Raw genomic sequence first — 19907 nt, 5'->3', positions numbered from 1 at the left:
TATACAAAAAAAGTAGGCGAAGCCATATGCCCCGCCTACTATGGATGGTTGTTACTGTTTGGTTGATGTTCTTGCCGGCTTCGGTTTTTCTTCGACCAGCCTCAATCCTGCCTTTTCGAAGGCACTGGCTTGTAAAGCATCACGAGCAATCAGTACCTCTCCGTTCGGCGCTTCATATTTCATACTGTCACCTCATTAAGCATTTTTGTGAACATACAGCGCACGCTTTTTGTTTTCAAGCACGAAAGCATCATAAATGACACGCCCCTCAACCAGCTTACCGTTGATTCCAGGAGGATTGTCATGGGTCTTATACTCCGTCAACTTATCAGCTGCAACGGTCGCCGCTGGATGTGCAAGGATGAAATCAGTATTGGCTGGTAGGTACGATGCTGGAATAGGCACGATTGCCACACCATCAACTTCACCAACCTGACCAGTCACAAGCATTTTTTGACCCATTTCAGACGCTTTAATAAAGGAGTTATCTAGTTTGAGGAACGAGTAATAACTATTGGTGACATAAGCTACACGTTTGAGTAGCGGTACGTTGTAATCACTCATGTACTCGCCAGCAAGCAGTAACGCCTTGTACGCATTGGTTGCGTCAATGACCTCTACCGAACTTGCACCACCTGCAGCAACCGCAGCCGCTGCCATTACCGACAGGCGATACTTGTCTACCTCTGGAATAACTACCTCATTAATTTGTCGAGATAGGGCTTTACCAGATTCTTTAACTCCTACTTGCTCCTCGGCATTCCCTTTATCGATGGTGAACGTGAACGCCCGGTCCTTGGTAAGTGTCAGATCTTGTTTAGTGTCTTGCAACTCAGTCGGCGTACCGTAACGGGACAGACCAGAACGAGTATAATCATTCATTGGGACAGTTGGAATGGAGTATACATGAATCGTTGCTACCCCAGACCATTCGTACTCACGGTTAATACCAGATTGGGTAAAGGAACGACGCGTAAAACGCTCATCTACTTTAGAACTATACTTACTCGCCAAATTGATTGCCATAATTTATACACTCTCCTAATTGTTTGTTATTCTTCATTGAATCCGAGTAGAAATGGATCTTCCGATTCTGTTATTGTTCCGCCGCCAGCTGTGATGCTTCCGACCGGCGCTCTTCTGACATTCGCTTGATTTTGACTTGCGATCTTAAGCCGGTTGCGTAGCTCTTTATTGTGGTGTTCCATGTACGCATATTTGAGCGATTGACCGTTATTCACGGCATCAACCACTTCTTGCGGTAATTTGTCTTTCTCAGAATCGAATTTACGTTCATTGACCGATTCAAAGTAACGGAAGAAGTCGTCAAAATCATCTTGTTGCTTCGATTCTACTTCCTTCGCGGCCTTCTCACGCTGCCGTTCTTCCCGGTCGCGTCTACTCTCCACCAACTCTTGAATTACCTCTGGTGGAAGGTCCCTGTCCTTATATTTGTTAATTAAGTCTTGCTCTGCCAGTGCTTGCTTGTATTCGGATTCGGTTGTAATGGGCTTATCATTCCATGTCATGCCCATGTCCGCAATTACAGCATCACGTGCTTGTTGTGCTGCTTCTGCTCTCGCTCGTTCAACAGCCTTATCGTAATTCATACCTTTTTGAGCAAGTGCTGCCGCTTCTTCTAAGTCAATCTCGCGTTCTTCATGGTTAAACTTGATCTTGACCTTTTGCGACTGTGTTGTAAGCTCCTGATTTGGATCCACATCCTCCACAGGTGGTTTGGTATCCTCTCCCGTTAGATCTGTTTCTTCGCTATCAGAATGCTCGAATTCTTGCAATTCCACATCTGGTTCGTTGTCCTGTGGTTGGGTATCAACGTAATCATCAGGCAGAATCATATCCTCATCCATCTATACCTCCACACGCTATGGTTGGCGTGGCCCAGTTTTAACGCCATATGGCAGGGCAGAATAGAAAGAAGCGCTAACCGACTGGTTGCGGCTGCGCTCCTTGTTGCATCAACATTTCTTGCTATAACTGTGCTTGCATTTGCGCTTGCATCATGCGCTGCTGTACCTGTGCAATGAGATTATCCTTTTGCGGAATATACTCATCAGGCACACGCTCCAGGTACTGCACAATATCGATGTGACCTTGTGCCAGCATGTTATCAAGCGTCTGATTCGCTGCGATCTGCGACCAGTACGACGACTCTCCAACATCAGCCTTCACATCAAGCCACATGTCTTTGAAGACGGTGAAATCGAACATCTGCGATACTTTTTGCGTCTTTGATGGACCACCCATCGGGTCTGGCACATCAACTTCCCTTACGATCGGTCGCATACCGTAATACGTGCCCATCATATCGAATAGAATCTGACCAATGTCCTCAACCCACTCGTACAGGTTCGCCTTCGGATTCTCCAACGGAATAGCAGAAGACTTCTGTACCGCGATAATGGCTGATGTGTTCTTAGGATCGATCTGCCCTAGAGCCGCGTCAGATATGCCCATCGTTTCTTTCGTGTACTGCATTACAAGCTCGATTACCTGAACAATCTGATTAGACATATTCGCCGGCTCAAGGTAGGCAGCTACATTCTTGATGTTCGTTTCAAAGCCTACGCCAGATAGAGGGATTGCCTCGCCTATAGCGTTATCCCATAGACCGATTGCATCAGCGTTATATACAGCCTTTGGAAATGCAGTCATCATAAGGTGATACATGACCATGGCGAACATGCGGTTGATAAAGATTTGGTTAGGCAGCAGACCAGTTGCCAGCGCTCGTCCACGGTAAGTATTTTTCTGTTTCTCCCAGTTCGCCCAAGCGATTGGGTAATGGCTTAGTCCAGTATCGATGTCTTTGTAGATATACGTACCTCGTACGCTTTTGGAAGCTGTGATGGTGCTAACCTCTTCTATTATCGGCTCGTCAGTGAGATCATCTCTTCCGGTTTCAACATTCTTCTTCGTCTTACGGTAAACAATGATATACAGAGCCTTACCGGACTCGTCTGACTCTACCTCGATCTCCCCGTTCTCACCTGCTTGATACTCGTATTCTTTATCAGGCTGGATGTTTTCAAAATCGTCGCTTTCTTGCTGATCTTGCTCATCCATCGCATCTTGCCTTGCCATTTCGCGGTATCGTCTAGCTTCAGCTCGAAGGTTCTCCACCGTATCACGACCGGATATGATGATATAAGGTTGCGGATCAGTCCTAGAGTTATTAGCGTTACCAAAGAAAACATTTGTCCCATCGACCAACTCCATACAGATTTCACCTTTAATACCAGGAGCATAGTTATATGGTCGCTTATTCATGTCGAAGTAGAAGTGTGCGCAATAATCACCAGTAATTGCACCATCGAACAATGCATCACGTGTCTTAAACTCCATCTTGAACTTATCGAACAGCGTTGCCGTCTGTGCATTCGCTACGTCTGCCGCGTCAATCTCAAGATCAGGTGTGTTATCAGCCAGCATCAGAGGCTCATAGTGCAGCTGCACCTTGCTTGTGGTTAGAGACGCAACAAAGAACGTGATAACACGCTTGATAATGTTAAACACCGGCTTCGGCATTTCACTATCTGGAAGGTTACGCCACTGATTGCCCGAGTAAAAGTCAATATTCGCATTAACCGTGTCATAATAGTTCGGTTCTATCCGGTTGTTGTAATTCTTCCCGGCTTCGTAGAGTTCCCAGTCTTTCGTCATGTTCGCCAACTAATTCACCTCTTTCCTATGGCCTTGGACACGTCATATCCCATAAGCTGTTCAAAGCCACTACGAAGCCGCTGAGCCTTTCTAACTTGCTCCTCGTCCACTTCCCTCAGAACGGGTTTACGTGACCTCTGACCGGCTTTGTAGGCCGCATACAAGCATAATAAAAAGAACACTGTTCCCAGTGCCCCGATTAGGTATTCCATATCCTCACCACCTTGTATACGCCTTTGTGTTTGGCTTGCCGCCAGTGAGCGCCTTAACTGCCTTCTGATGCTTCTCTTGCGGCGTTGGGTTGTCTGGGTCGCTCTCGTGCTTCTTGCGGTCCTTAAACTGCATAGCCTCATCATTCATCGCGTATCGAACCATATCAATAGCATGGTTGTTCCTATCAGGGAAACCGGCTTTAAAGTTACCGTTAGCGTCCTTTTCCAGCTCGTAAGTCAAAAACTCCCGGGCCGTCTCTGGACACCGTGTATCGTCAATGATGATAGCCTCCAGATCCTGCAGAAATTTAATCCCGTATTCAATGGAGTCGGGTCCCTTCTTAACGCCAGTGATCTTAAGCCCATATTGCCGCATCTCGTGAATACTTTTCGGCTCGGCAGAGTCAGCCTTCACCATTTCGTTATTCTTGTTCTCAGCGGAAATATGCTCGTATGCAGCCCTGTTGGACATTCCAACCTTGTACAGCTCATGGAATATATAAAGCCGCTTGTACTTGCGGTCATAGTGCATAACACCGTAAGCTAGCGGATCTATTGCATAACCAAAGTCAAGACCGCGGCGAATGTTGTAGAAGTCTTCTATCTCCTCATTGCTGATCTTTCGAAGCTGCACATTGTCAAATACTTCACCACCTGTACCAGTAACCGATCCAAGGTATTCATGCTCATATGACATTGGTTTGGTGAGTTTAAGGTGTTCAGCCTCAACAATGAACTGTTCCCCTAACCATTCACGCGGTACCGATAAATAGGTACTATGATGCGCTAACCGATCAGGCCGCGTCAGTTGCACTTCTGTATTAACCCAGTTATTAGCCGACTTCGGAGGGTTGTAAGAGTAAAACACGGTGAATTTCTTGCCGCCCCGCATAAGAGACTGATTGATCATCCGGATCTCTTCCATGCCGGTGAACTCATCAACTTCCTCATACCACAGAAACTTGCAATAACCTCGGTGGAACTTGATCGACTTGATCTTTTTCGGCTTATCAGCGCCTCGGAATATGATCTTCTGTCCTGTAGGCGTGTACGTCAGAGCTAACGGGCTAACACTGGTATGCCAGAACGCTGTAACTCCCAGAACATCAATAGCCCATTGAAACTGTTCATAAACGGAATCTTTCAGCGTATCCTTTACCTTACGCAGCGCTACACAATTAGCGTTCGGGTCCTTCATCATGCCTAGCACAATCTCAATTGCCACAAATGATGATTTAGTGGAGCCCCGACCACCACCTAACCAATAATGCGTATGACCGTCTCGCTTAATGTCTCTGTGGATCTCATGGAATGATGGAGCGATACAGCCGGATAACCGCGTCATATATCATCGACCACCTGAACGCCTACTGTACCTCCTAGGTTCAAGTTGTCAGTAAATAGCCTGTATCGTTTGCCAAGAAGTTCAGCAGCACTCTTCCGGACTTGCACCGGCGGCACATTGTCAACGAGCTCCTGCATACCCTGACCAATAAGGAGCGGCACCCGTTCAATGACTTCACCGCGCATAACACTGGTCAGGAACTCAAGCACTTCATCTTGGCTGGCAATGCGTTCGTTATCTTTCTTACCTAACATTTCGTCTATATACGCGCTAATGTTGGGTTTTGTTAAGTTTTCAGCACCTATAAACCGTGCCGTCTTCTCACTATAACCAGCTCTTATTGCTGCTTCAGTGGCGTTCCCTGACTCGATGAAGTAGTCAGCGAATCGCTTTTGCTTTTCGGTCAGTTCTGCCATGACCATTCACCTCACCTTGTATGAAATAAAATAAGCTGCCAATAAGACAGCCATCGTAAAAAAGAATATTCCTAGAGCAGTCATTCCTCTTCTCGCTCCTTATAAGCCCAGTCATACACTTTCACCCAATACACAATACATATGGACATGATGCTTACGGTATCTAACTGTAGCGCCCATATGTCCATATTTCACCTCGGGTATAGCAAAAAGAAGCTGCATCACCCGGTTGCATCAGGTAATGAGCTTCTTCGTCGCCATTAGAGAGAGTTTGACGGCAGACTGATCAAGCAGCCATCTGAACGTCACGAACTATTCTCCATGATACAAATATAACAGGTAAAACGTATCATTTGGGGTTCAATAAAGTATCAACTTGCGTTTTTATCGTAAATTTTCACGCCATCTTCGTCAGTATGCTTCCAACCTGGGGGCCTAACGAACTTCAGGCTGATTTCTAGCTTTTCCAGTGCCCGACGATGGATCCTTTTCACCGTTGGTAGGCTGAAGCGTTTGCGCTGAGATATTTCGTCAAGTGTGAAATCATCCAGCCACTTCAACGTAATGACCGTTCTTTCATCCGTATTCAATGCATCAAGAGCAATGCCGATCCGTCTCACCACATATTGATATTCCTCGTACTCCTTGAAATCCTCGTAGTACCAGTCGCCCGTTAGCTTTGGCACTCTTGGTCCGTAGCTCCCGCCCATTGGCATATCTGAGTATCCTGCCGTTCTGCAAGGTGCTGCGACCATGTACTTACCGTAGTTATCCTCGCCATATGGTCGTTCGTAGTCTTCGATTGCTGCTTTGTAACTCTTGTAGTTCTTCAGCAACTCTGTAACCTTATCCTTGCTCATCGTCATTCACCTCGCCCGTTTCAGTTCTATCCTCGCATTGGCTCGACCATCCCTAGATTCTCGCCAGCACTTTCGTAAATATGGAATACACCTTGTTCAACAAATGAGTAGTAGGCGTAAATTCCGACCTTATCGCCGTTTTGATACCATGCATCAAATGAAATGCATCTGTAATCTTCCTCGTTTATTACATCGCGCTCTACTATGGTTCTTAGTTGGTTTCCGTATACTTCGTTTAGCGATGAGTAGATAATATCGTTGATTTCATTCATTCTCTTAGCTCCTTTTATGGAGTTTCCGTGATGGTTCGTAATACTTCTCCGATGCTTTCTTTCACTGTAAATGGGACAGGATCGCCCACCGTAAATATCGACGTTTCTCCATCGTCAAACGATACCGCTGTAATTGCACTGTCCCTGATATATACTTTCTTGCCGTTTTTACTCCGTGTGAACTCGTATAATTTCACTACTACCACTCCCTATAAGAAAGCCTCGCTTTGTTTAACGAGGCGTTGGATTATTGTATTCGGCCCCCGCAAGCTGAGCCTATTCGGTCGATATCGATGCCCTTCGGCCTAGGAATTACTATTTTCTGTTTCCCTATTTTCGTCTGTTGTTGCAGGCTGATTAATTTGTCGTTTCAATCGATCGATATATTTCCTAATCTGATATGCCGCTGCTGGCATCTGTCTATCAACATCCTTTATGGCACTTGCGAAATCGTATCCGTCTTCCATTACGCCACAGCTCCCTTCCCTAGCTCCAGCGCTTCTACTCTGCCCTTAAGTTCTTCAAACTCTCTTCTTGTAACCGGCGTTTCTTCATCCGATCCCACTGCTCCAGTATCGCGTGGTGTTCCTTGATCCAACTGTTGTCTGGTTGTCGAGATTGCTGCGACTTCTGGGGCTGGGAGCTTTTGAAACTGTCCGCCCGTTATGTCACTACCTTGAACGGGCTCTTTATCCACTCCATGAACCGGCTCAACAGACTGTTGTTCGCTGGCGTATTGTTGGCGAAACTGCGGCACCTCGGATTCTGGAATAACAAAGTATTTGCTTTGCTCTGTCCAAGGGTATGTGATTTCTTCGCCACTCACTGCGAGATATGCCTTATAACGATCCTTGCGGATAGGATCAACCCAATCACGATTGTAAACCGTTCGTTCTCTCCGGATCTTTTCGGCAAGTGCTTTCTTCTCGCGTTCTTCCTCTTCCGTATCCACCACTTTGATTGCAGCGCTCGCCCCAACAGCGATTTCCTTACGCAAGTCGTCGATATGGCTTTTCAATCGATCGATTTCTGCTTTGTGTTCGTCCAGCTGCTTGACCGCGTTATCACGGGCTTGCTCTGCATGAGCTCGTTCCAATCGTTCTTGGCTCAATAGCCGGCCGTTTTCTTCCGTCTCAACCTGCAGCTTGCGAACCGTGGATTGCAGGTTCTCGTTCTGACGCTGTAATTGTTCTTCGCGGTCCAGTGATGCGCGCTCCTGGTCGGCGTGCTTCGTTTGTAAGTCATTGATCTGTTGACTAAAGTTGTCCGCTTGTGTAGCAAATACTTTCTTCAGCTCAATCGACACAAGCTGGTATTCACTTTCCCCGCCAATTACTTCACGAAGGCTCATGCCACCAAGATTAAGACTTGCAAGAAGTTGATCGAATTGCCCGACAGCCGTTGTTACCCGTTCTTCGTGAGCTTGCTCCAAACTCAGTTTGCTTAATTCTTCCCGTTTCTCGTTGATCAAATTTGAAATCCGCATATGTTCGTTCCGGTCACCCACCGTTTGCAATTCTTTCTCCAACTGCTCAATTTCTTGCAATAGTTCATTTTTCGTATTCATTCGTATTCCTCCGTTATCTGGTGTTTTCACGAGAATTTTATAGTTTAATTATACCATATCTAGTAATTCGGTGCATTATGATATTTTACTTTTACCCAATGTTTATGATATATTTAATTATTTTACACACTTAATTTACAACCCTTTTACACATATCACGTACTTTTCCTACTTCGTACAAGCCCATCTAAGACGCGTTCACTGTCGGACGACCAATTGTATTATTTGTCGAAGAAAACCGTTCCTTGGCACCTTCTCGTTCGTCTGGCGGCGGTTTATGATTGATCCCCAGCTCGTCATTGATCGCCTTGATTCGTTCCACGATCCTATCCCTGCCTCTTGAGTTCACATTAAGCAGCTCCAGACGTTTCTGCAGACGTTCTTTTTCTTGTTCAAGGGTTTCGTTCATGCACTCCACTCCTCAACTGATTTTAGATAATCAAGCACTATTCCGTTTCCGGATTCGACCTTGATGCCTTTTCTTCGTATCCACTCAAGCGTCAAACTTTCATTCCGAAACCTTGAGTACCATTCAAAAAAGTCCAGTATGTGGAGGTAGTAAATCTCCCCGAGTGTTTTAAATTCGATGATATAAAAAGCTGAACCACCCATCCTGCAGCACTGTAAAAGAAATTTAATCTGATGATCTTCAAAGTTTGCTAGTGGTATTCTCGTCTTGTTCTGAGTGCTTTTTGCATCGAATGCCAACGCCCTACCCTTTCCGTAAACTCCGATAAAGTCCACGGTGCTTTTCTTCTCGGGGAAAGCGCTAACGATTTGCTTTCCTTTGCGAATCACTTTCCATGGTGTTGCTATCTTCTGGATCTGAGCTATTCCTTTGGACGCGTACTGTGCGTTTGCGTGTTCGATCAGCGTTTCAAGGCCCATCCCTCGGTTAGCGTACACTATACTCATGCTGGCACCACCCTCACGTCAACGTTACCGAGCTTCTCAAGGTCATACGCGTAGATAACTGCACGATGGATTGGCATCTTTTCACTCACAAACCCTTTGTTTGCTGTTACTCTGTACATTTCACATCGCTCCTTTACGTCTTTTTTGGCTTTCTTTGTCAGTTTTGGCACCAAGGATCGGGCGTTTGAGTTTCTGCCCTTCACTGTTCCGTGGCGGCTTTAGATTGGGGTACTTTGTTTTGAAATAGCGGTCGATCTCTTCTTTGGACCACTTCGATACAACCGGCTCACTGTTAACTGGTTTACCGGATTCATACAGATCGCTTTTAGTTACTGGCGTGTGCTGCCGTGGCGTTTTACCCTCAAAGTAAACTCTCATGCCGGTCCCATCCCTTCGAGCTGCGCAGCGAGCTCTTTCATTTTTTTGATATAGAATTGTTTCTTGTACAAATCCTTTTCTTGCTCTATAACCACTTCTGCCTTTTCGATTCGATCAACAAGTTGGTAAAACTGTTTATTTTTAATGCATTTCACCAATTCGTTATAGCATTCTTCAAGTTCATCCAACTCGAACATCCCTCGAGTCAACAGATGGTCCCGCATATTCTCCTGAATATCTCCCTGCTCGTGCGCTTTAATAACTAGTCGTGGGTACATCTGACTCAAAAACGTTTCAGTATCTTCCAGTCTCGAGTGGTCTAAGCTGCTGGAATTTCTTTGCATAGATCATCTCCACCTTTCCCACTTGTCCGTTTCTTTGCTTGCAGAAGTTTATTTCCATCACGTTCTTTTTCTCTGTAGCTGGGTCGTAGTAATCATCCCGGTAAAGCATAGCGATCACATCAGCACTCGTTTCAATCCCCGTGGATCCTGCTAGGTCACTAGCAAGCGGTCGTTTGTCTTTGCGTTCTTCTACGCCTCGAGTAACCTGGGAGAGCCCAAACATTGCGCAATCAAACTCTTGGGCTCCTTTTCGAAGCTTCCTACACACTCGAGCAAGTGCGCTGCCGCCGTTATCGTTACTCTCCCCGGGCTCCTTAACATCCTGGAGATAATCCACCATCACAACGTCAAGTCCTCTGGTCCGTTTTACCCTTCTCATGCTGTCTGTTATGTAATCCGCGCTAACGGCTCGAGTATCGTCCACATAAATCGACTTCAGAAATGCTTTATAGTCATTCATGTCTTGCCTTCGATTTGCTGGGATTCTTCCGGTCTTCAACATCCCGAGGTCCAAACTCATTAGATTCGCCAGCATCCGAAGATATATTTGCCTCTTACTCATCTCGAGCGAATAAATCGCAACCGTTCGACCGGCTTTTGCAAGTCGTAATGCCATCTCAATCATGAAGGCCGACTTACCAATGCTTGTCCGAGCTCCGACCACGATGAAATCACCTCGATAGAATCCGGATGTTAAAGCGTCTAGGTCCTCAATGCCGGTCATCATCCCATACGCCTTGCTTGGGTCCTCCATAACCTCGTCCACCCACTGGTAAAACTGCTCGACGTCCGATTCAGAATCATGCAGATCAGTGGACTCGGTGTTGGTCAGCATCTGTACTTTTTCTTGGAGCCCCGGTAAAACTTCGTTGGGGCTCCTTCCTTCGGTGATCAGTTCGTAGTTCGCTCGAGAGATAACATGGTGGATTTGTTCGGCTAGATACTCTTCTTTCAGCTGCTCGATGAGTTGTCCGATCCGTCCGGTTGATGCAATGCTGTTTCGGAGCTCATGAATCTGTGGTGCCTGGATAGGAAAGGATAGGATGATATCTTTAAACGTGAATGAGTCCTGATCGTCTAGCTCTATCATTTTGGTGAATAGAGTTTCATAGTTTTTGAACATTCCGGGGCTCAGTTTTCGCTTATACTCCTTCAACAAGGAAGGATCCTTTAGGAGTATCCCCAGCACTTCCTCACTCGTTGTAGGCAGCCGGTAGTCCGTTTCCTTGTTTGGCGAAAGCTTGTGCAACATACCTGCGTTCCTCCTCAGAAGGTTTGAAATCGATTTGAACTACATTCTTTTCTGTGTGCCGGTATCGTCTGTTTGCTGGAATGGTCCAATCATCTTCCCATGATTTGTTGTTTACGAATGTTGATCCGTCTTTATACGTTCTTTCCGTTGCCTTACAGTACTCAATGTATGCGAATGTCCCCTCGAGCACCTTTTCTATATCAATCGTGTCTTTGTACGAGATCCACTTTTTGAGTGCAGCCGCTTTTCCTTTTTTGTTAGGATAGATGCTCCAAAACTTATCAAAATGCGCAATATATATTTCTTTACTTTCCTTTACTTTACTTTCCCGAGTTTCTTCGGCGTTTTCCTCATGTTTTTCTGCATCGTTTTCTTCGTGGAAAACCTCTTGTTGAGGTGCCTTTTCCTTGCTTTTTCTCCATCTATTCCGCATCTGATTGACATCATCGAAGCGTTTTTTAATTCCACTGCTTGTTATGACACCTCGTTGTTCATAGTCAGATCGGCTGAATAGGTTGAGCTCAAAAGCCGCAACAAGCATTTCTTCAAATTGTTCCTTACTGACCAAGAGCTTCTTGATCAAGGGGAGCAGCAGAACCGGCTTCGACACGTCCAGTTCAGCTACACTTGTGCGGTAAATCCGTTCGCAAAGGATGAAGTAGAAGGCATACCCGTTATTTCCAAATAGTGCTCGCATTGCATCAATCTTTTCATCACCCGAAGCATCTGTATCATGAGGGAAGTATTCCATTCCCTCTTTCCTGGGACGTGCCATCGCCCTAACCCCTCCCTACTTCAATTTCCGATCCTCAAGATATTGTCGTATCGCCATCGGTCCGTATCTGATCAAATCGTATATGTGCTGATACCATGTCAGTTTGTGTTGCATATCCGTTCTTCCCTCCTGGTGATTCTCTTTCATGCTGTTTCATATTGTGCAAAGCACGCGCAGCCGCCGATGTCGAACAAATCTATTTGCATCCCCAGGCCGCTTTCCCATTCTTCACGCAATGTTCGAAGCGTTAATGTCTGTTCTTCCCCATCAACGATTCGTGTCAATATCGATATGTCATTGCGCCCAAGGTACTCCCGCATTTCTTGCTCTTTGCCTTCGTGGTACAGATACAATTCCCGATTCTGTTTAAGGAGATTGATAAAGTGGCCTTGTCCGCCTCTAACGCAGAACCCGCCGCAATTATTGTGACTGAACCCTTGGTCGTAAAGACTCGGCCTCTGAATGCCTTCAGACTGTAGTAACCGCATCATATCCGGTTTATCAATGTATGGAGCCTCGCACATTGGCGCTTTTACCTCGTAAGGTTTCCAGTGCTTCACAATGGAGGCCATGCGGTGTATTTCCGTCCAATCGATGCCTACGTACAGGATGGCTTCATCGGGCTTGTAGTTAGTTTCTATCCACTCACGAGCGACCTTCTGTTTTAGCAAGTGGGAGCATTGCGCAATGCGGCTATTTCCGATCCATCGCACATCCTTAAACACTTGCCATGGATCACGGCCATCTTTTAACCAAACTAACTCAGTACCAAATTTATCTGCCGTCTCCTGGAGGAACCGGTATAGGTCCGCATCTTCAATGAGTGTGTCAGTAAATAGCAGAATAGTGTTTTCAGCTCCATGTTGATCGATCACTCGTTTAGCTGCGGCCCAGCTACCAACACCACCGGAGTAATTTACAATGTGTTTCATTCTGCGATCCTCCCGTGTTCCTCATATTAAATCCTGTCCGTCCAACGCATCCCATGCCACATGGTATCCCATGATTAATAGATTTAAAGTACGGATTATGTCAGGGCTGATGTCATGCTCATCGGCTAACTTTGATACCTCATCTTCCAGTTCTTCTATAACCGAGTCTGGTAGGCGTGATATGGTAACTTCGTTCATGCTATCCCTCCCATGTTCCTCAATATTCACGAATGTTCATTGCTTTTTTGCTCCAAAAGATCACAAGCGTCATCGAAAGATAGGGGAGACCATCGTTTATCCACGTAAACAACTCCTCTTCCGAAACACCAAAATTCTTCAACAATATGACCGTCTTGTTCGAGACGACGAAATAGTTTCATTTTTTTATCTCCCATGTCCTTCAATATTCAAAATGTTGTATCGAAGTCTCCTGCATCGATTTTCTCAATTAGCATTTTATAGGCACCCTCGAATCCTGCGTGAATTAACCGATACCCTTCGTTATGATGATTTTCGGATAGATTACCTTCTTTTTCCGCTTCTGTCCGTAACCATTCAAGAAGTTTATTCTTCTCCATTCAATGCACGCTCCCTATTCATCGAATTACTTTACCTACAATTGTCATTTTTGACTCGGTTGAAAGTAATTGCATAATATCACCCTCGCCATTGTCATAGCTTTCTATTTCGTAAGCGAGTCGTTTTTCGTCTGTGTCACACTCAGGCGGATAATATTCATTAGGCACATCAATTTCAATTTCTGCTGTCACCGTTATAATTGCTTTCATACGAACGCTCCTTATGGACAAATTTACTCAACGAATTACTTCAGTTATGATCCTCACAAACATCGTCTTCTTCGACCTTCTCTTGCTTTAAGACGCAGAATAGTTCATCGTGTTCGTCGCCAATTACGCTCATTGAATGGCTACATGATAAGCAATCTTTTTCCTTTTTCATGAACTCACCCTATTACATTATGTTGTGTTGCCATTGATTTAAAATAACTGTGCTAACCCCTCCCACCCTGTAGGCTAGCTGCACACGCTTGCTATGTAAGCCCATGCTATACATCCCGCATGCGTCCCAAGTTCAAAGCTATTCATTGAATTACCTTGCCCACTCTTTCCATCCATTCATGAACTTTTTTCATTTCTTCGGGTTCTCTGCACTTCGTAGGACAAGCTAAGCATTCTGATACAGCACCATTACATTCCGAGCAAATTCCTCCCCATGCACAAGGTAACATGGTTCCGCATTCTTTACATTTTCCGTCCATCCCACGAACACCCCTATTCATCGAATTACTTAATACCACGTACCTATTCAGACCTGTTCTTCATCAAAATCACAATTTGGATTCTGACATTCTTCCCAATCAGGTGATTCGTCTCCTGATTGCTGCGGCACCATATGCCAACCGCACCCAGGGCACTTATTAATTTGATAACCGCAATCATGATAATTAGTACAAACCAACACATCATCATCCAAAAGCTCTAGCATATCTTCACCACAATGAGGACAATCTTTTACCATTTTAAATGGGCACCTCTCATTCATTATGTTGTGTAGCAGCATATCTGAGGCTCTATACCGCTATCTTCGACTCAATGTATTCCTCGATCCGTTCAACCGCTTGTAGAAGCTCTGGCAGCGTCACCGCAGTGGATTCCTTGATATTCATGTTCATGATGTGCTTAACGCAGCCCTTGATCGTGGTGTAGTTGCCGAGAGTCACAGAGATATCGACTTCCTTCTGCAGCTTCTCGTCAAACCGTGTGCCGTTGTATTGCTTTACTTGGTATCCGTATGTGTCCGATTCGATGTATAGGTTATTTTCGATTTGTACTTTCATGGTTCTTCCTCCTATAGAGAGGGGAATCTAATCCCCTCGTAATGTTTTCTTGTACTGTATGCCTTCTACCGTTTCATCCAGCCATTTGTGACAGACTACGCAGACATGCAGCAGGTCCTCTACGGTTGTTTTATGATCAATTTGCTTCCATCCGGTTATGTGTGCTCGTTGTGTTGCTCTATCCACTGTGCAAAGCTCGCATACGCCTTGTGAGCGCTCTTTTAGTTGCTTATCGACCTTAGGGCTTATCGCGCCCATTTGCCGCTGTGTAGGCTTTATACGCTTTGCTGCAAGCTGCTGTTCTTTGGTATATGATCTAACTGGTTGATGTGCTAGGTTCATTTGTCACCTCACGATGCAGCAATCTGCTCTTTAATCGATGAAATGAATTCAAGGACTCTATTTACGTCTGCTTTCTTTATCTCTGCCCCAGCCTTTACCTCATACCCAAGAAAATCAGAGATTCGTTCATATGAGCACCCGATTTCTTTTGTTCTGATATTCAACATTTTGGCTTGTCCTTCAGTTGCCATCTCTCCTGTGGACGAACTAGACTGTCTCTGAACAGCCGTTTGGGATGATTGAGTATACTGGTTTGACTGATATGATTGACCGCTTGTAGTGCCATTCTGACGGTTAATATTAGGTTGTGTAGCGTCATTTCCATCGTCATCTTCACCAGTATTGAGAGAAAGCATGGCAGAGAGGCTATATCTTCTCGCATAGGTGGAGCAGCTTCCAATTCCTTGTGGATCGTTTTTAACAGGACGCATGATAATGGGTTCCGATTCGATCCATTCACCTGATTCGTGGAGCAACATAGATCGCAGTGTAAACCTCTCGCCATCGCCTCCAGGAAACTGTAGAACGGACAATCCGTGCTTGGCTAATAAAGGCCTTACTTCGTCAATGATTGTGTCCAATGAGGCGTATTGATTTTTAAAATGAGGATTTTGTGCGTCTTTCTCGATCATTTTTACTTCGCCGTTAAATTTCACAAGCGCAGCAGCTATATTTTTAATGGATTCACTTTTGTTGCACATTCGTTTTCCATCACCTTTCTCTTTGTGGTTATCTCGATCAATGTATATGTGTAATTTTCTTTATCTTCTGGAGCGTACATTCCATTTAGAAGCCATTCACTGGCTTGTCCTTCATCGTGAAATCGAATCGCTGCATCAAAGTCAGCCGTTAGCCCATCACACTTTCGGTTTAGGAAATTACCTGGATGGCGTTTAGACTCGATCAAGCATCTTGTCTTGACCTGCATCTATAATCAGTCCTTTCGATGTGCTATAATGGCATTACAAAGAATTCTTCCCAGAGTTCTAACCTATCGGGCCGTTACGTCTGCAAACGTAAGGGCCTTCTCTATTTCCCGGTTATCCTGGATTAATATCCAACGTTCCGGACTGTTTAAGGGATACTGCATCATGTCTAGCTGATTCTTCCGCAAAGCATCCCATAGGAGCTTAAGCATGGATTGGCTCATCTGTACTCACCTCCTTCCCTTCTGCAGCTGCAAGACCACCACAGGCGTTGCCATTGCCGTTGTAGGGCTTGGATTCACATAACCGGCATACTTACCTTCTTGCTTGCTGTAATAACTCTTGGCATTCTCCAGCGTGGAAAATCGCGATATTTCTTTAGCTAGTCCAACATCTTTCATCTGCAGCAAAGCGTTCTCTTGTAGATCGATCCACATTTGGTCTCGCTCCTTTATTGGGGTTTTATAGTAGGTGATGATGTCGTCAATCGATTGAAACACTTATGCATTGGCCTCCAGTAGGTGAGGGTGTTGATGTACATTTCCGATTACTTCACCATAAGATGCATAACGCATAAGCGCTTGTATTTGGCATCCCTTAACTGCATACATAGCCCAATCTTCTGACCAGTACACTTGATATTTTTCATTGTCGTATTCAATAACGTCCCCTTCATAAATCGGATTTCCCTTACAATCAGTCAGGCCGGTGTATTGTAAAAGGATTCGGTCTTTCTTGTACCAATCCCAATTGTCAGCTTCGATTTCCACCTTGCCTGAATGGATGTGCCATGTATCCAAGTTGTATAACATTTTCTGATCAGTTACGTCCCAAGCCCGAAATCTTATCTCCCTACTCATGCCGTCTTCTCCCCTTCGATCTCGCGTTCTGCTTTCCAGTTCCATTCTTTTTGAAGCGTGTCTTGTTCGCGTTCATACTCCGCGTTTTCCATGACCAGTGTGGCGCGGTAGCCTTTGCGGACCAATTCGCGCATGAGCCAATCCAGGTCCGGAGCTGACCATATAAAGTTGCGATTGCATTCAGTTAAGACTCTGTACTCACTCATCCGATTTCCTCCAAGTCGAAGTTATTTTTGAGATACTTCATCACACAGCTGCGATCCGTGAAGTATTGATCATCCCAGCGGATGTATGCATCTTCTGTCGTGAGCAGCTCGCCGCAGCCGCAGTGGCATCGGCCAAGTGTGCCAGGATGCTTCAGTGGGAATGGATAGCCGAAGCGTTCGATTTGGGTGACTATGGGGTGGTTCATGCAATCACACCTTCTTTCAGAGTGAACGGCAACACAAACCCTTTAGGAAGCACCCAGATGTGGTACATGTTCGCTTCATCCACCAATTCAGCATCAGTAGGGAAAACCTCAATTGCGGTACGATCAGTGCCAAATAATTCATTTTTAATGAGTTGTTTCTCGGCCCAAGGTATGTCGGTGTTATCTAGGTTTCTCATGCATACATGCTCAACTGTTCCCCATTCAGTTTGGATGGTTCTGGACATGACTGCATATCTGTAGGTTTCATCCACCCACGATTTGTTTAACTCACCAAACCATCCTGTGCCAACGTGTTTGCTTTTTGGTGACGGTTTTCCGATCCATTTCCTCATGCGGATTCACCGCCTATTACATGAAAGAATCCAGCAAACGAAGCCGAATGAAAATTAGGATTACTACGATGAGGTTCTATAAAGTCAGCGTATTTCTGCAGAAGCTCTGCTCGATGCGGATCGTTTTTATAAGCACGAACCTTTGCGATCAATTGACGGAGATAAACGCGATTTTTGGGACGGTAACGCAGGATCGATACTTGTGTTGCCAACCATGCGAACATTTCCTTTTCAGTTTTCGCAGCATTTGCTTTCATGCTACATCCCTCCATATAAAGTTAATTTATCAATTGAATTAATTTTGGTATAATATGCTAATGGTTATGAGTGCTTGTCCATCATGGGGAGGCTATACCGCCTCTTCCATCTCATCATCCATCAAGGCCCATACTGATTCAGAAAAGTTGATCCGGTTAATCTTGATTTCTTCTTCAGTAAGTGAATCTACATAAGATGTGTCGAAGACGATCTTGGTGTTTCCGATTTTCATATCCTTCATGTGCATCCCCTCCGCTTAATGTGTATGCGATTGATTGAGTGGGACTAACCTTGTTTTTAAGCGATTTGTCTCGGCTTCCAAGCATCGATATACTTAAGCAGTCCAGATATCTCATGCCGGCGAACATCTTTGTAGCTGCTTACTGCCCAGCGGTCCTTGATCTCGCGATGAATCTGTTGGAAGTACTCACTTCTGATCTTCTTATCAGATTCCAGCTCGTAGACTTTTCTTGCGATAGCCTTTTGAACTTTTCGTTGTTCGCCGCTATCTAAGGTGATTTGCTCATCAACTTTGACTTCTAATTCCATAACCTTTTCAGTAACCTGCATGATCTGGCGTTCTGTGTTCTCAATGCGTTCCTCATGTTCGATACTCATCTTCAACATTTCAATGCGCTGACGACGTTCATCAAGAGGAACAACATTGCTTTGCAGATGCTTTTCCATTTGTTCAAAACGTGTTACATACTCGGCAGTAAATAGGACACCTTTTTCGCCAGTCATCTTGTTAGCTACCATATCGCAGCCTTTTCGAGTGAGATGAAAACATGGACGAAGTTCGCCTTTGCTGTCCTGATATGTGCTATCAATGAAGAAATCTAACGAGCGGAATTCTCCGTTGGTTAAGTATCGAACATAACCGTTGATCTTTTCGAGAAGATCGGCGTGTCGTACACCTGTCATTTCAGCAACTTCCCGGCTATCAACAAGCAATTGACCACTTTGACTTATAACTTTTAACTGTTTCATTCGATCATCTCCTTAGGCAGATTTATTAATAACGGATTCCGTTAGTTTATTGTCAAAAAAAATACCGACTTCTACATTTAGAATATCAGCAATTACCTTCAATCTTTCCACATCAAGTCTGGTGCTACCAGAAGTAATGTGACGATATCCTTGAAGTGTCATTCCTAGCTTTTTTGCCATATGAGTCTTAGTAACGCCTTTTGATTTTCTGATGCGCTCAACATTTTCATATACCATATTTGTTCCTCCTTTCTATCAATCTAGTAACGTCATCCGTTACTAATACTATACTAACGCTTTCCGTTACTGTCAACACTTATTTTCATATATATCTCATAATCCGTTACTCATGTATCGAATACCGTTACTGGGTGGTAAACTTTCAATAGGAGGGAGTGTGTTATTAATTTGAGTTCCACAGGGGATAGAATTAAGAAGAAACGAATGGAGAAACGGATTACACAGGAGCAATTAGCTGTCTTAGTTAATAAATCAAAACAAGTTATTTCTAATTGGGAACGTGGATATTCTAAGCCTGTAGATGATGACCTAGCTTCTCTATCGTCTGCACTTGATGTATCAGTAGATTTTATTCTCGGAAAGACTGATGATCCTACTCCGGCCGCTACTAAGGAAAAAACAGTTGCTGAGCGAAAAGCAGCGGCCATGATAAAAGTGGCAGAAAAGTTTGGGTTTGATTTAGAAAAGGAAGAGGATTATAAAATCATTGAGCAGTTACTTGAGACTGCTGCGAAGATCAGAGGACTTTAATTCAGCTTCTTGTAAAGCTAATACAACATAATCAAGTACATCCTTCTGTTCGGCATTAACGCAACACTGGTTTTTAATAATATCTAGTACAATCTCACGTTTATTATCTCCAGTCATTACATCATCTCCGATTCTTGTTTGGTTTTTTAATTATATTACGAACACCCGTTCCCATCAATGGGTATATT

35 protein-coding genes are annotated in these 19907 nt (G+C 44.7%); 1 reads left to right on the top strand and 34 read right to left on the bottom strand.

What is annotated here, in order from left to right; genetic code table 11:
- Nucleotides 1-51: 51 nt before the first annotated feature.
- From DVH26_RS37075 to DVH26_RS07640, 34 genes are all read right to left on the bottom strand, one after another.
- The gene (locus DVH26_RS37075; protein ID WP_275590461.1) at nt 52-183 is read right to left on the bottom strand and encodes a hypothetical protein; all 132 of its coding nucleotides are present in this window, start codon (nt 181-183) and stop codon (nt 52-54) included.
- A gap of 12 nt (nt 184-195) precedes the next feature.
- A complete protein-coding gene (locus tag DVH26_RS07805) occupies nt 196-1026 on the bottom strand; it encodes a major capsid protein (protein ID WP_239632942.1) in 831 nt (276 codons plus the stop codon).
- Between the two features lie 26 nt (nt 1027-1052).
- Nucleotides 1053-1868: a hypothetical protein gene (locus DVH26_RS07800; RefSeq protein WP_239632940.1), complete on the bottom strand. Its 816-nt coding sequence runs from the start codon at nt 1866-1868 to the stop codon at nt 1053-1055.
- 121 nt (nt 1869-1989) lie between these two features.
- Nucleotides 1990-3690, bottom strand: coding sequence for a hypothetical protein (locus tag DVH26_RS07795; RefSeq protein ID WP_239632938.1), 1701 nt, complete (start codon nt 3688-3690; stop codon nt 1990-1992).
- A 207-nt stretch (nt 3691-3897) separates the two neighbouring features.
- On the bottom strand, nt 3898-5238 hold the full coding sequence (locus tag DVH26_RS07790) for a PBSX family phage terminase large subunit (protein WP_239632936.1): 1341 nt from the start codon (nt 5236-5238) through the stop codon (nt 3898-3900).
- The gene (locus DVH26_RS07785; protein ID WP_239632934.1) at nt 5235-5654 is read right to left on the bottom strand and encodes a terminase small subunit; all 420 of its coding nucleotides are present in this window, start codon (nt 5652-5654) and stop codon (nt 5235-5237) included. Before DVH26_RS07785 ends, DVH26_RS07790 begins: the two co-directional genes overlap by 4 nt.
- A 371-nt stretch (nt 5655-6025) precedes the next feature.
- Complete coding sequence (locus DVH26_RS07780) at nt 6026-6514, bottom strand: sigma factor-like helix-turn-helix DNA-binding protein (RefSeq protein ID WP_239632932.1); 489 nt, start codon at nt 6512-6514, stop codon at nt 6026-6028.
- 26 nt (nt 6515-6540) lie between these two features.
- Complete coding sequence (locus DVH26_RS07775; protein WP_239632930.1) at nt 6541-6786, bottom strand: hypothetical protein; 246 nt, start codon at nt 6784-6786, stop codon at nt 6541-6543.
- Between the two features lie 14 nt (nt 6787-6800).
- Nucleotides 6801-6983: a hypothetical protein gene (locus DVH26_RS07770; protein ID WP_239632928.1), complete on the bottom strand. Its 183-nt coding sequence runs from the start codon at nt 6981-6983 to the stop codon at nt 6801-6803.
- A gap of 108 nt (nt 6984-7091) precedes the next feature.
- Complete coding sequence (locus DVH26_RS07765) at nt 7092-7253, bottom strand: hypothetical protein (RefSeq protein ID WP_239632926.1); 162 nt, start codon at nt 7251-7253, stop codon at nt 7092-7094.
- Nucleotides 7253-8353: a coiled-coil domain-containing protein gene (locus DVH26_RS07760; RefSeq protein WP_239632924.1), complete on the bottom strand. Its 1101-nt coding sequence runs from the start codon at nt 8351-8353 to the stop codon at nt 7253-7255. The genes DVH26_RS07765 and DVH26_RS07760 overlap by 1 nt, the downstream gene beginning before the upstream one ends.
- A gap of 187 nt (nt 8354-8540) precedes the next feature.
- A complete protein-coding gene (locus tag DVH26_RS07755; protein WP_239632922.1) occupies nt 8541-8762 on the bottom strand; it encodes a hypothetical protein in 222 nt (73 codons plus the stop codon).
- A complete protein-coding gene (gene recU / locus DVH26_RS07750) occupies nt 8759-9268 on the bottom strand; it encodes a Holliday junction resolvase RecU (RefSeq protein WP_239632920.1) in 510 nt (169 codons plus the stop codon). The genes DVH26_RS07755 and recU overlap by 4 nt, the downstream gene beginning before the upstream one ends.
- Before the next feature lie 120 nt (nt 9269-9388).
- Nucleotides 9389-9646, bottom strand: a complete 258-nt coding sequence (locus tag DVH26_RS07745; RefSeq protein ID WP_239632918.1) for a hypothetical protein — start codon at nt 9644-9646, stop codon at nt 9389-9391.
- Entirely contained in the window at nt 9643-9834 is a 192-nt protein-coding gene (locus tag DVH26_RS07740) for a hypothetical protein (RefSeq protein ID WP_239632916.1), read from the bottom strand. The genes DVH26_RS07745 and DVH26_RS07740 overlap by 4 nt, the downstream gene beginning before the upstream one ends.
- A 106-nt stretch (nt 9835-9940) precedes the next feature.
- Nucleotides 9941-11242, bottom strand: coding sequence for a replicative DNA helicase (locus tag DVH26_RS07735; RefSeq protein WP_239632915.1), 1302 nt, complete (start codon nt 11240-11242; stop codon nt 9941-9943).
- Nucleotides 11184-12017: a DUF4373 domain-containing protein gene (locus DVH26_RS07730; RefSeq protein ID WP_239632912.1), complete on the bottom strand. Its 834-nt coding sequence runs from the start codon at nt 12015-12017 to the stop codon at nt 11184-11186. Before DVH26_RS07730 ends, DVH26_RS07735 begins: the two co-directional genes overlap by 59 nt.
- 143 nt (nt 12018-12160) lie before the next feature.
- Complete coding sequence (locus DVH26_RS07725) at nt 12161-12949, bottom strand: adenine nucleotide alpha hydrolase family protein (protein ID WP_239632910.1); 789 nt, start codon at nt 12947-12949, stop codon at nt 12161-12163.
- A 21-nt stretch (nt 12950-12970) separates the two neighbouring features.
- Complete coding sequence (locus DVH26_RS07720) at nt 12971-13147, bottom strand: hypothetical protein (protein ID WP_239632908.1); 177 nt, start codon at nt 13145-13147, stop codon at nt 12971-12973.
- 209 nt (nt 13148-13356) lie between these two features.
- The gene (locus tag DVH26_RS07715; RefSeq protein ID WP_239632906.1) at nt 13357-13527 is read right to left on the bottom strand and encodes a hypothetical protein; all 171 of its coding nucleotides are present in this window, start codon (nt 13525-13527) and stop codon (nt 13357-13359) included.
- 18 nt (nt 13528-13545) lie between these two features.
- Complete coding sequence (locus DVH26_RS07710; RefSeq protein ID WP_239632904.1) at nt 13546-13737, bottom strand: hypothetical protein; 192 nt, start codon at nt 13735-13737, stop codon at nt 13546-13548.
- 538 nt (nt 13738-14275) lie between these two features.
- Nucleotides 14276-14488, bottom strand: coding sequence for a hypothetical protein (locus tag DVH26_RS07705; RefSeq protein ID WP_239632902.1), 213 nt, complete (start codon nt 14486-14488; stop codon nt 14276-14278).
- Nucleotides 14489-14540: 52 nt separating this feature from the next.
- Entirely contained in the window at nt 14541-14807 is a 267-nt protein-coding gene (locus DVH26_RS07700; RefSeq protein ID WP_239632899.1) for an FKBP-type peptidyl-prolyl cis-trans isomerase, read from the bottom strand.
- A gap of 350 nt (nt 14808-15157) precedes the next feature.
- Nucleotides 15158-15850: an ERF family protein gene (locus DVH26_RS07690; RefSeq protein ID WP_239632895.1), complete on the bottom strand. Its 693-nt coding sequence runs from the start codon at nt 15848-15850 to the stop codon at nt 15158-15160.
- A gap of 290 nt (nt 15851-16140) precedes the next feature.
- Nucleotides 16141-16299: a hypothetical protein gene (locus tag DVH26_RS07685; RefSeq protein ID WP_239632893.1), complete on the bottom strand. Its 159-nt coding sequence runs from the start codon at nt 16297-16299 to the stop codon at nt 16141-16143.
- A gap of 6 nt (nt 16300-16305) precedes the next feature.
- Entirely contained in the window at nt 16306-16512 is a 207-nt protein-coding gene (locus DVH26_RS07680) for a hypothetical protein (RefSeq protein WP_239632891.1), read from the bottom strand.
- Between the two features lie 63 nt (nt 16513-16575).
- Complete coding sequence (locus DVH26_RS07675) at nt 16576-16935, bottom strand: YopX family protein (protein WP_239632889.1); 360 nt, start codon at nt 16933-16935, stop codon at nt 16576-16578.
- Complete coding sequence (locus DVH26_RS07670) at nt 16932-17141, bottom strand: hypothetical protein (protein WP_239632887.1); 210 nt, start codon at nt 17139-17141, stop codon at nt 16932-16934. The genes DVH26_RS07675 and DVH26_RS07670 overlap by 4 nt, the downstream gene beginning before the upstream one ends.
- Nucleotides 17138-17347, bottom strand: coding sequence for a hypothetical protein (locus tag DVH26_RS07665; protein ID WP_239632885.1), 210 nt, complete (start codon nt 17345-17347; stop codon nt 17138-17140). Before DVH26_RS07665 ends, DVH26_RS07670 begins: the two co-directional genes overlap by 4 nt.
- The gene (locus tag DVH26_RS07660; protein WP_239632884.1) at nt 17344-17700 is read right to left on the bottom strand and encodes a DUF7694 domain-containing protein; all 357 of its coding nucleotides are present in this window, start codon (nt 17698-17700) and stop codon (nt 17344-17346) included. The genes DVH26_RS07665 and DVH26_RS07660 overlap by 4 nt, the downstream gene beginning before the upstream one ends.
- The gene (locus DVH26_RS07655) at nt 17697-17957 is read right to left on the bottom strand and encodes a hypothetical protein (protein WP_239632882.1); all 261 of its coding nucleotides are present in this window, start codon (nt 17955-17957) and stop codon (nt 17697-17699) included. The genes DVH26_RS07660 and DVH26_RS07655 overlap by 4 nt, the downstream gene beginning before the upstream one ends.
- 92 nt (nt 17958-18049) lie before the next feature.
- On the bottom strand, nt 18050-18199 hold the full coding sequence (locus DVH26_RS07650) for a hypothetical protein (protein ID WP_239632880.1): 150 nt from the start codon (nt 18197-18199) through the stop codon (nt 18050-18052).
- A 56-nt stretch (nt 18200-18255) separates the two neighbouring features.
- Entirely contained in the window at nt 18256-18948 is a 693-nt protein-coding gene (locus tag DVH26_RS07645; RefSeq protein ID WP_239632876.1) for a Rha family transcriptional regulator, read from the bottom strand.
- 12 nt (nt 18949-18960) lie between these two features.
- Nucleotides 18961-19185 (bottom strand): helix-turn-helix domain-containing protein, encoded by a 225-nt coding sequence (locus tag DVH26_RS07640; RefSeq protein WP_239632874.1) that lies wholly within the window; start codon nt 19183-19185, stop codon nt 18961-18963.
- A 207-nt stretch (nt 19186-19392) separates the two neighbouring features.
- Between DVH26_RS07640 and DVH26_RS07635 the strand changes: the two genes are divergently transcribed.
- A complete protein-coding gene (locus DVH26_RS07635; protein ID WP_239632872.1) occupies nt 19393-19719 on the top strand; it encodes a helix-turn-helix domain-containing protein in 327 nt (108 codons plus the stop codon).
- Nucleotides 19720-19907: the final 188 nt, after the last annotated feature.

This window comes from Paenibacillus sp. H1-7, from assembly GCF_022354825.1.
Lineage (GTDB): Bacteria > Bacillota > Bacilli > Paenibacillales > NBRC-103111 > Paenibacillus_S.
This window is presented reverse-complemented; position numbering and strand designations above follow the sequence as displayed.

What these genes read in the sequence shown, in the direction of transcription:
- DVH26_RS37075 (WP_275590461.1), bottom strand. Translation starts at nt 183, where the DNA reads ATGAAATATGAAGCGCCGAACGGAGAGGTACTGATTGCTCGTGATGCT.
- DVH26_RS07805 (WP_239632942.1), bottom strand. Translation starts at nt 1,026, where the DNA reads ATGGCAATCAATTTGGCGAGTAAGTATAGTTCTAAAGTAGATGAGCGT.
- DVH26_RS07800 (WP_239632940.1), bottom strand. Translation starts at nt 1,868, where the DNA reads ATGGATGAGGATATGATTCTGCCTGATGATTACGTTGATACCCAACCA.
- DVH26_RS07790 (WP_239632936.1), bottom strand. Translation starts at nt 5,238, where the DNA reads ATGACGCGGTTATCCGGCTGTATCGCTCCATCATTCCATGAGATCCAC.
- DVH26_RS07785 (WP_239632934.1), bottom strand. Translation starts at nt 5,654, where the DNA reads ATGGCAGAACTGACCGAAAAGCAAAAGCGATTCGCTGACTACTTCATC.
- DVH26_RS07780 (WP_239632932.1), bottom strand. Translation starts at nt 6,514, where the DNA reads ATGAGCAAGGATAAGGTTACAGAGTTGCTGAAGAACTACAAGAGTTAC.
- DVH26_RS07775 (WP_239632930.1), bottom strand. Translation starts at nt 6,786, where the DNA reads ATGAATGAAATCAACGATATTATCTACTCATCGCTAAACGAAGTATAC.
- DVH26_RS07765 (WP_239632926.1), bottom strand. Translation starts at nt 7,253, where the DNA reads ATGGAAGACGGATACGATTTCGCAAGTGCCATAAAGGATGTTGATAGA.
- DVH26_RS07760 (WP_239632924.1), bottom strand. Translation starts at nt 8,353, where the DNA reads ATGAATACGAAAAATGAACTATTGCAAGAAATTGAGCAGTTGGAGAAA.
- DVH26_RS07755 (WP_239632922.1), bottom strand. Translation starts at nt 8,762, where the DNA reads ATGAACGAAACCCTTGAACAAGAAAAAGAACGTCTGCAGAAACGTCTG.
- recU (WP_239632920.1), bottom strand. Translation starts at nt 9,268, where the DNA reads ATGAGTATAGTGTACGCTAACCGAGGGATGGGCCTTGAAACGCTGATC.
- DVH26_RS07745 (WP_239632918.1), bottom strand. Translation starts at nt 9,646, where the DNA reads ATGAGAGTTTACTTTGAGGGTAAAACGCCACGGCAGCACACGCCAGTA.
- DVH26_RS07735 (WP_239632915.1), bottom strand. Translation starts at nt 11,242, where the DNA reads ATGTTGCACAAGCTTTCGCCAAACAAGGAAACGGACTACCGGCTGCCT.
- DVH26_RS07730 (WP_239632912.1), bottom strand. Translation starts at nt 12,017, where the DNA reads ATGGCACGTCCCAGGAAAGAGGGAATGGAATACTTCCCTCATGATACA.
- DVH26_RS07725 (WP_239632910.1), bottom strand. Translation starts at nt 12,949, where the DNA reads ATGAAACACATTGTAAATTACTCCGGTGGTGTTGGTAGCTGGGCCGCA.
- DVH26_RS07720 (WP_239632908.1), bottom strand. Translation starts at nt 13,147, where the DNA reads ATGAACGAAGTTACCATATCACGCCTACCAGACTCGGTTATAGAAGAA.
- DVH26_RS07715 (WP_239632906.1), bottom strand. Translation starts at nt 13,527, where the DNA reads ATGGAGAAGAATAAACTTCTTGAATGGTTACGGACAGAAGCGGAAAAA.
- DVH26_RS07710 (WP_239632904.1), bottom strand. Translation starts at nt 13,737, where the DNA reads ATGAAAGCAATTATAACGGTGACAGCAGAAATTGAAATTGATGTGCCT.
- DVH26_RS07705 (WP_239632902.1), bottom strand. Translation starts at nt 14,488, where the DNA reads ATGGTAAAAGATTGTCCTCATTGTGGTGAAGATATGCTAGAGCTTTTG.
- DVH26_RS07700 (WP_239632899.1), bottom strand. Translation starts at nt 14,807, where the DNA reads ATGAAAGTACAAATCGAAAATAACCTATACATCGAATCGGACACATAC.
- DVH26_RS07690 (WP_239632895.1), bottom strand. Translation starts at nt 15,850, where the DNA reads ATGTGCAACAAAAGTGAATCCATTAAAAATATAGCTGCTGCGCTTGTG.
- DVH26_RS07685 (WP_239632893.1), bottom strand. Translation starts at nt 16,299, where the DNA reads ATGAGCCAATCCATGCTTAAGCTCCTATGGGATGCTTTGCGGAAGAAT.
- DVH26_RS07680 (WP_239632891.1), bottom strand. Translation starts at nt 16,512, where the DNA reads ATGTGGATCGATCTACAAGAGAACGCTTTGCTGCAGATGAAAGATGTT.
- DVH26_RS07675 (WP_239632889.1), bottom strand. Translation starts at nt 16,935, where the DNA reads ATGAGTAGGGAGATAAGATTTCGGGCTTGGGACGTAACTGATCAGAAA.
- DVH26_RS07670 (WP_239632887.1), bottom strand. Translation starts at nt 17,141, where the DNA reads ATGAGTGAGTACAGAGTCTTAACTGAATGCAATCGCAACTTTATATGG.
- DVH26_RS07665 (WP_239632885.1), bottom strand. Translation starts at nt 17,347, where the DNA reads ATGAACCACCCCATAGTCACCCAAATCGAACGCTTCGGCTATCCATTC.
- DVH26_RS07660 (WP_239632884.1), bottom strand. Translation starts at nt 17,700, where the DNA reads ATGAGGAAATGGATCGGAAAACCGTCACCAAAAAGCAAACACGTTGGC.
- DVH26_RS07655 (WP_239632882.1), bottom strand. Translation starts at nt 17,957, where the DNA reads ATGAAAGCAAATGCTGCGAAAACTGAAAAGGAAATGTTCGCATGGTTG.
- DVH26_RS07650 (WP_239632880.1), bottom strand. Translation starts at nt 18,199, where the DNA reads ATGAAGGATATGAAAATCGGAAACACCAAGATCGTCTTCGACACATCT.
- DVH26_RS07645 (WP_239632876.1), bottom strand. Translation starts at nt 18,948, where the DNA reads ATGAAACAGTTAAAAGTTATAAGTCAAAGTGGTCAATTGCTTGTTGAT.
- DVH26_RS07640 (WP_239632874.1), bottom strand. Translation starts at nt 19,185, where the DNA reads ATGGTATATGAAAATGTTGAGCGCATCAGAAAATCAAAAGGCGTTACT.
- DVH26_RS07635 (WP_239632872.1), top strand. Translation starts at nt 19,393, where the DNA reads ATGGAGAAACGGATTACACAGGAGCAATTAGCTGTCTTAGTTAATAAA.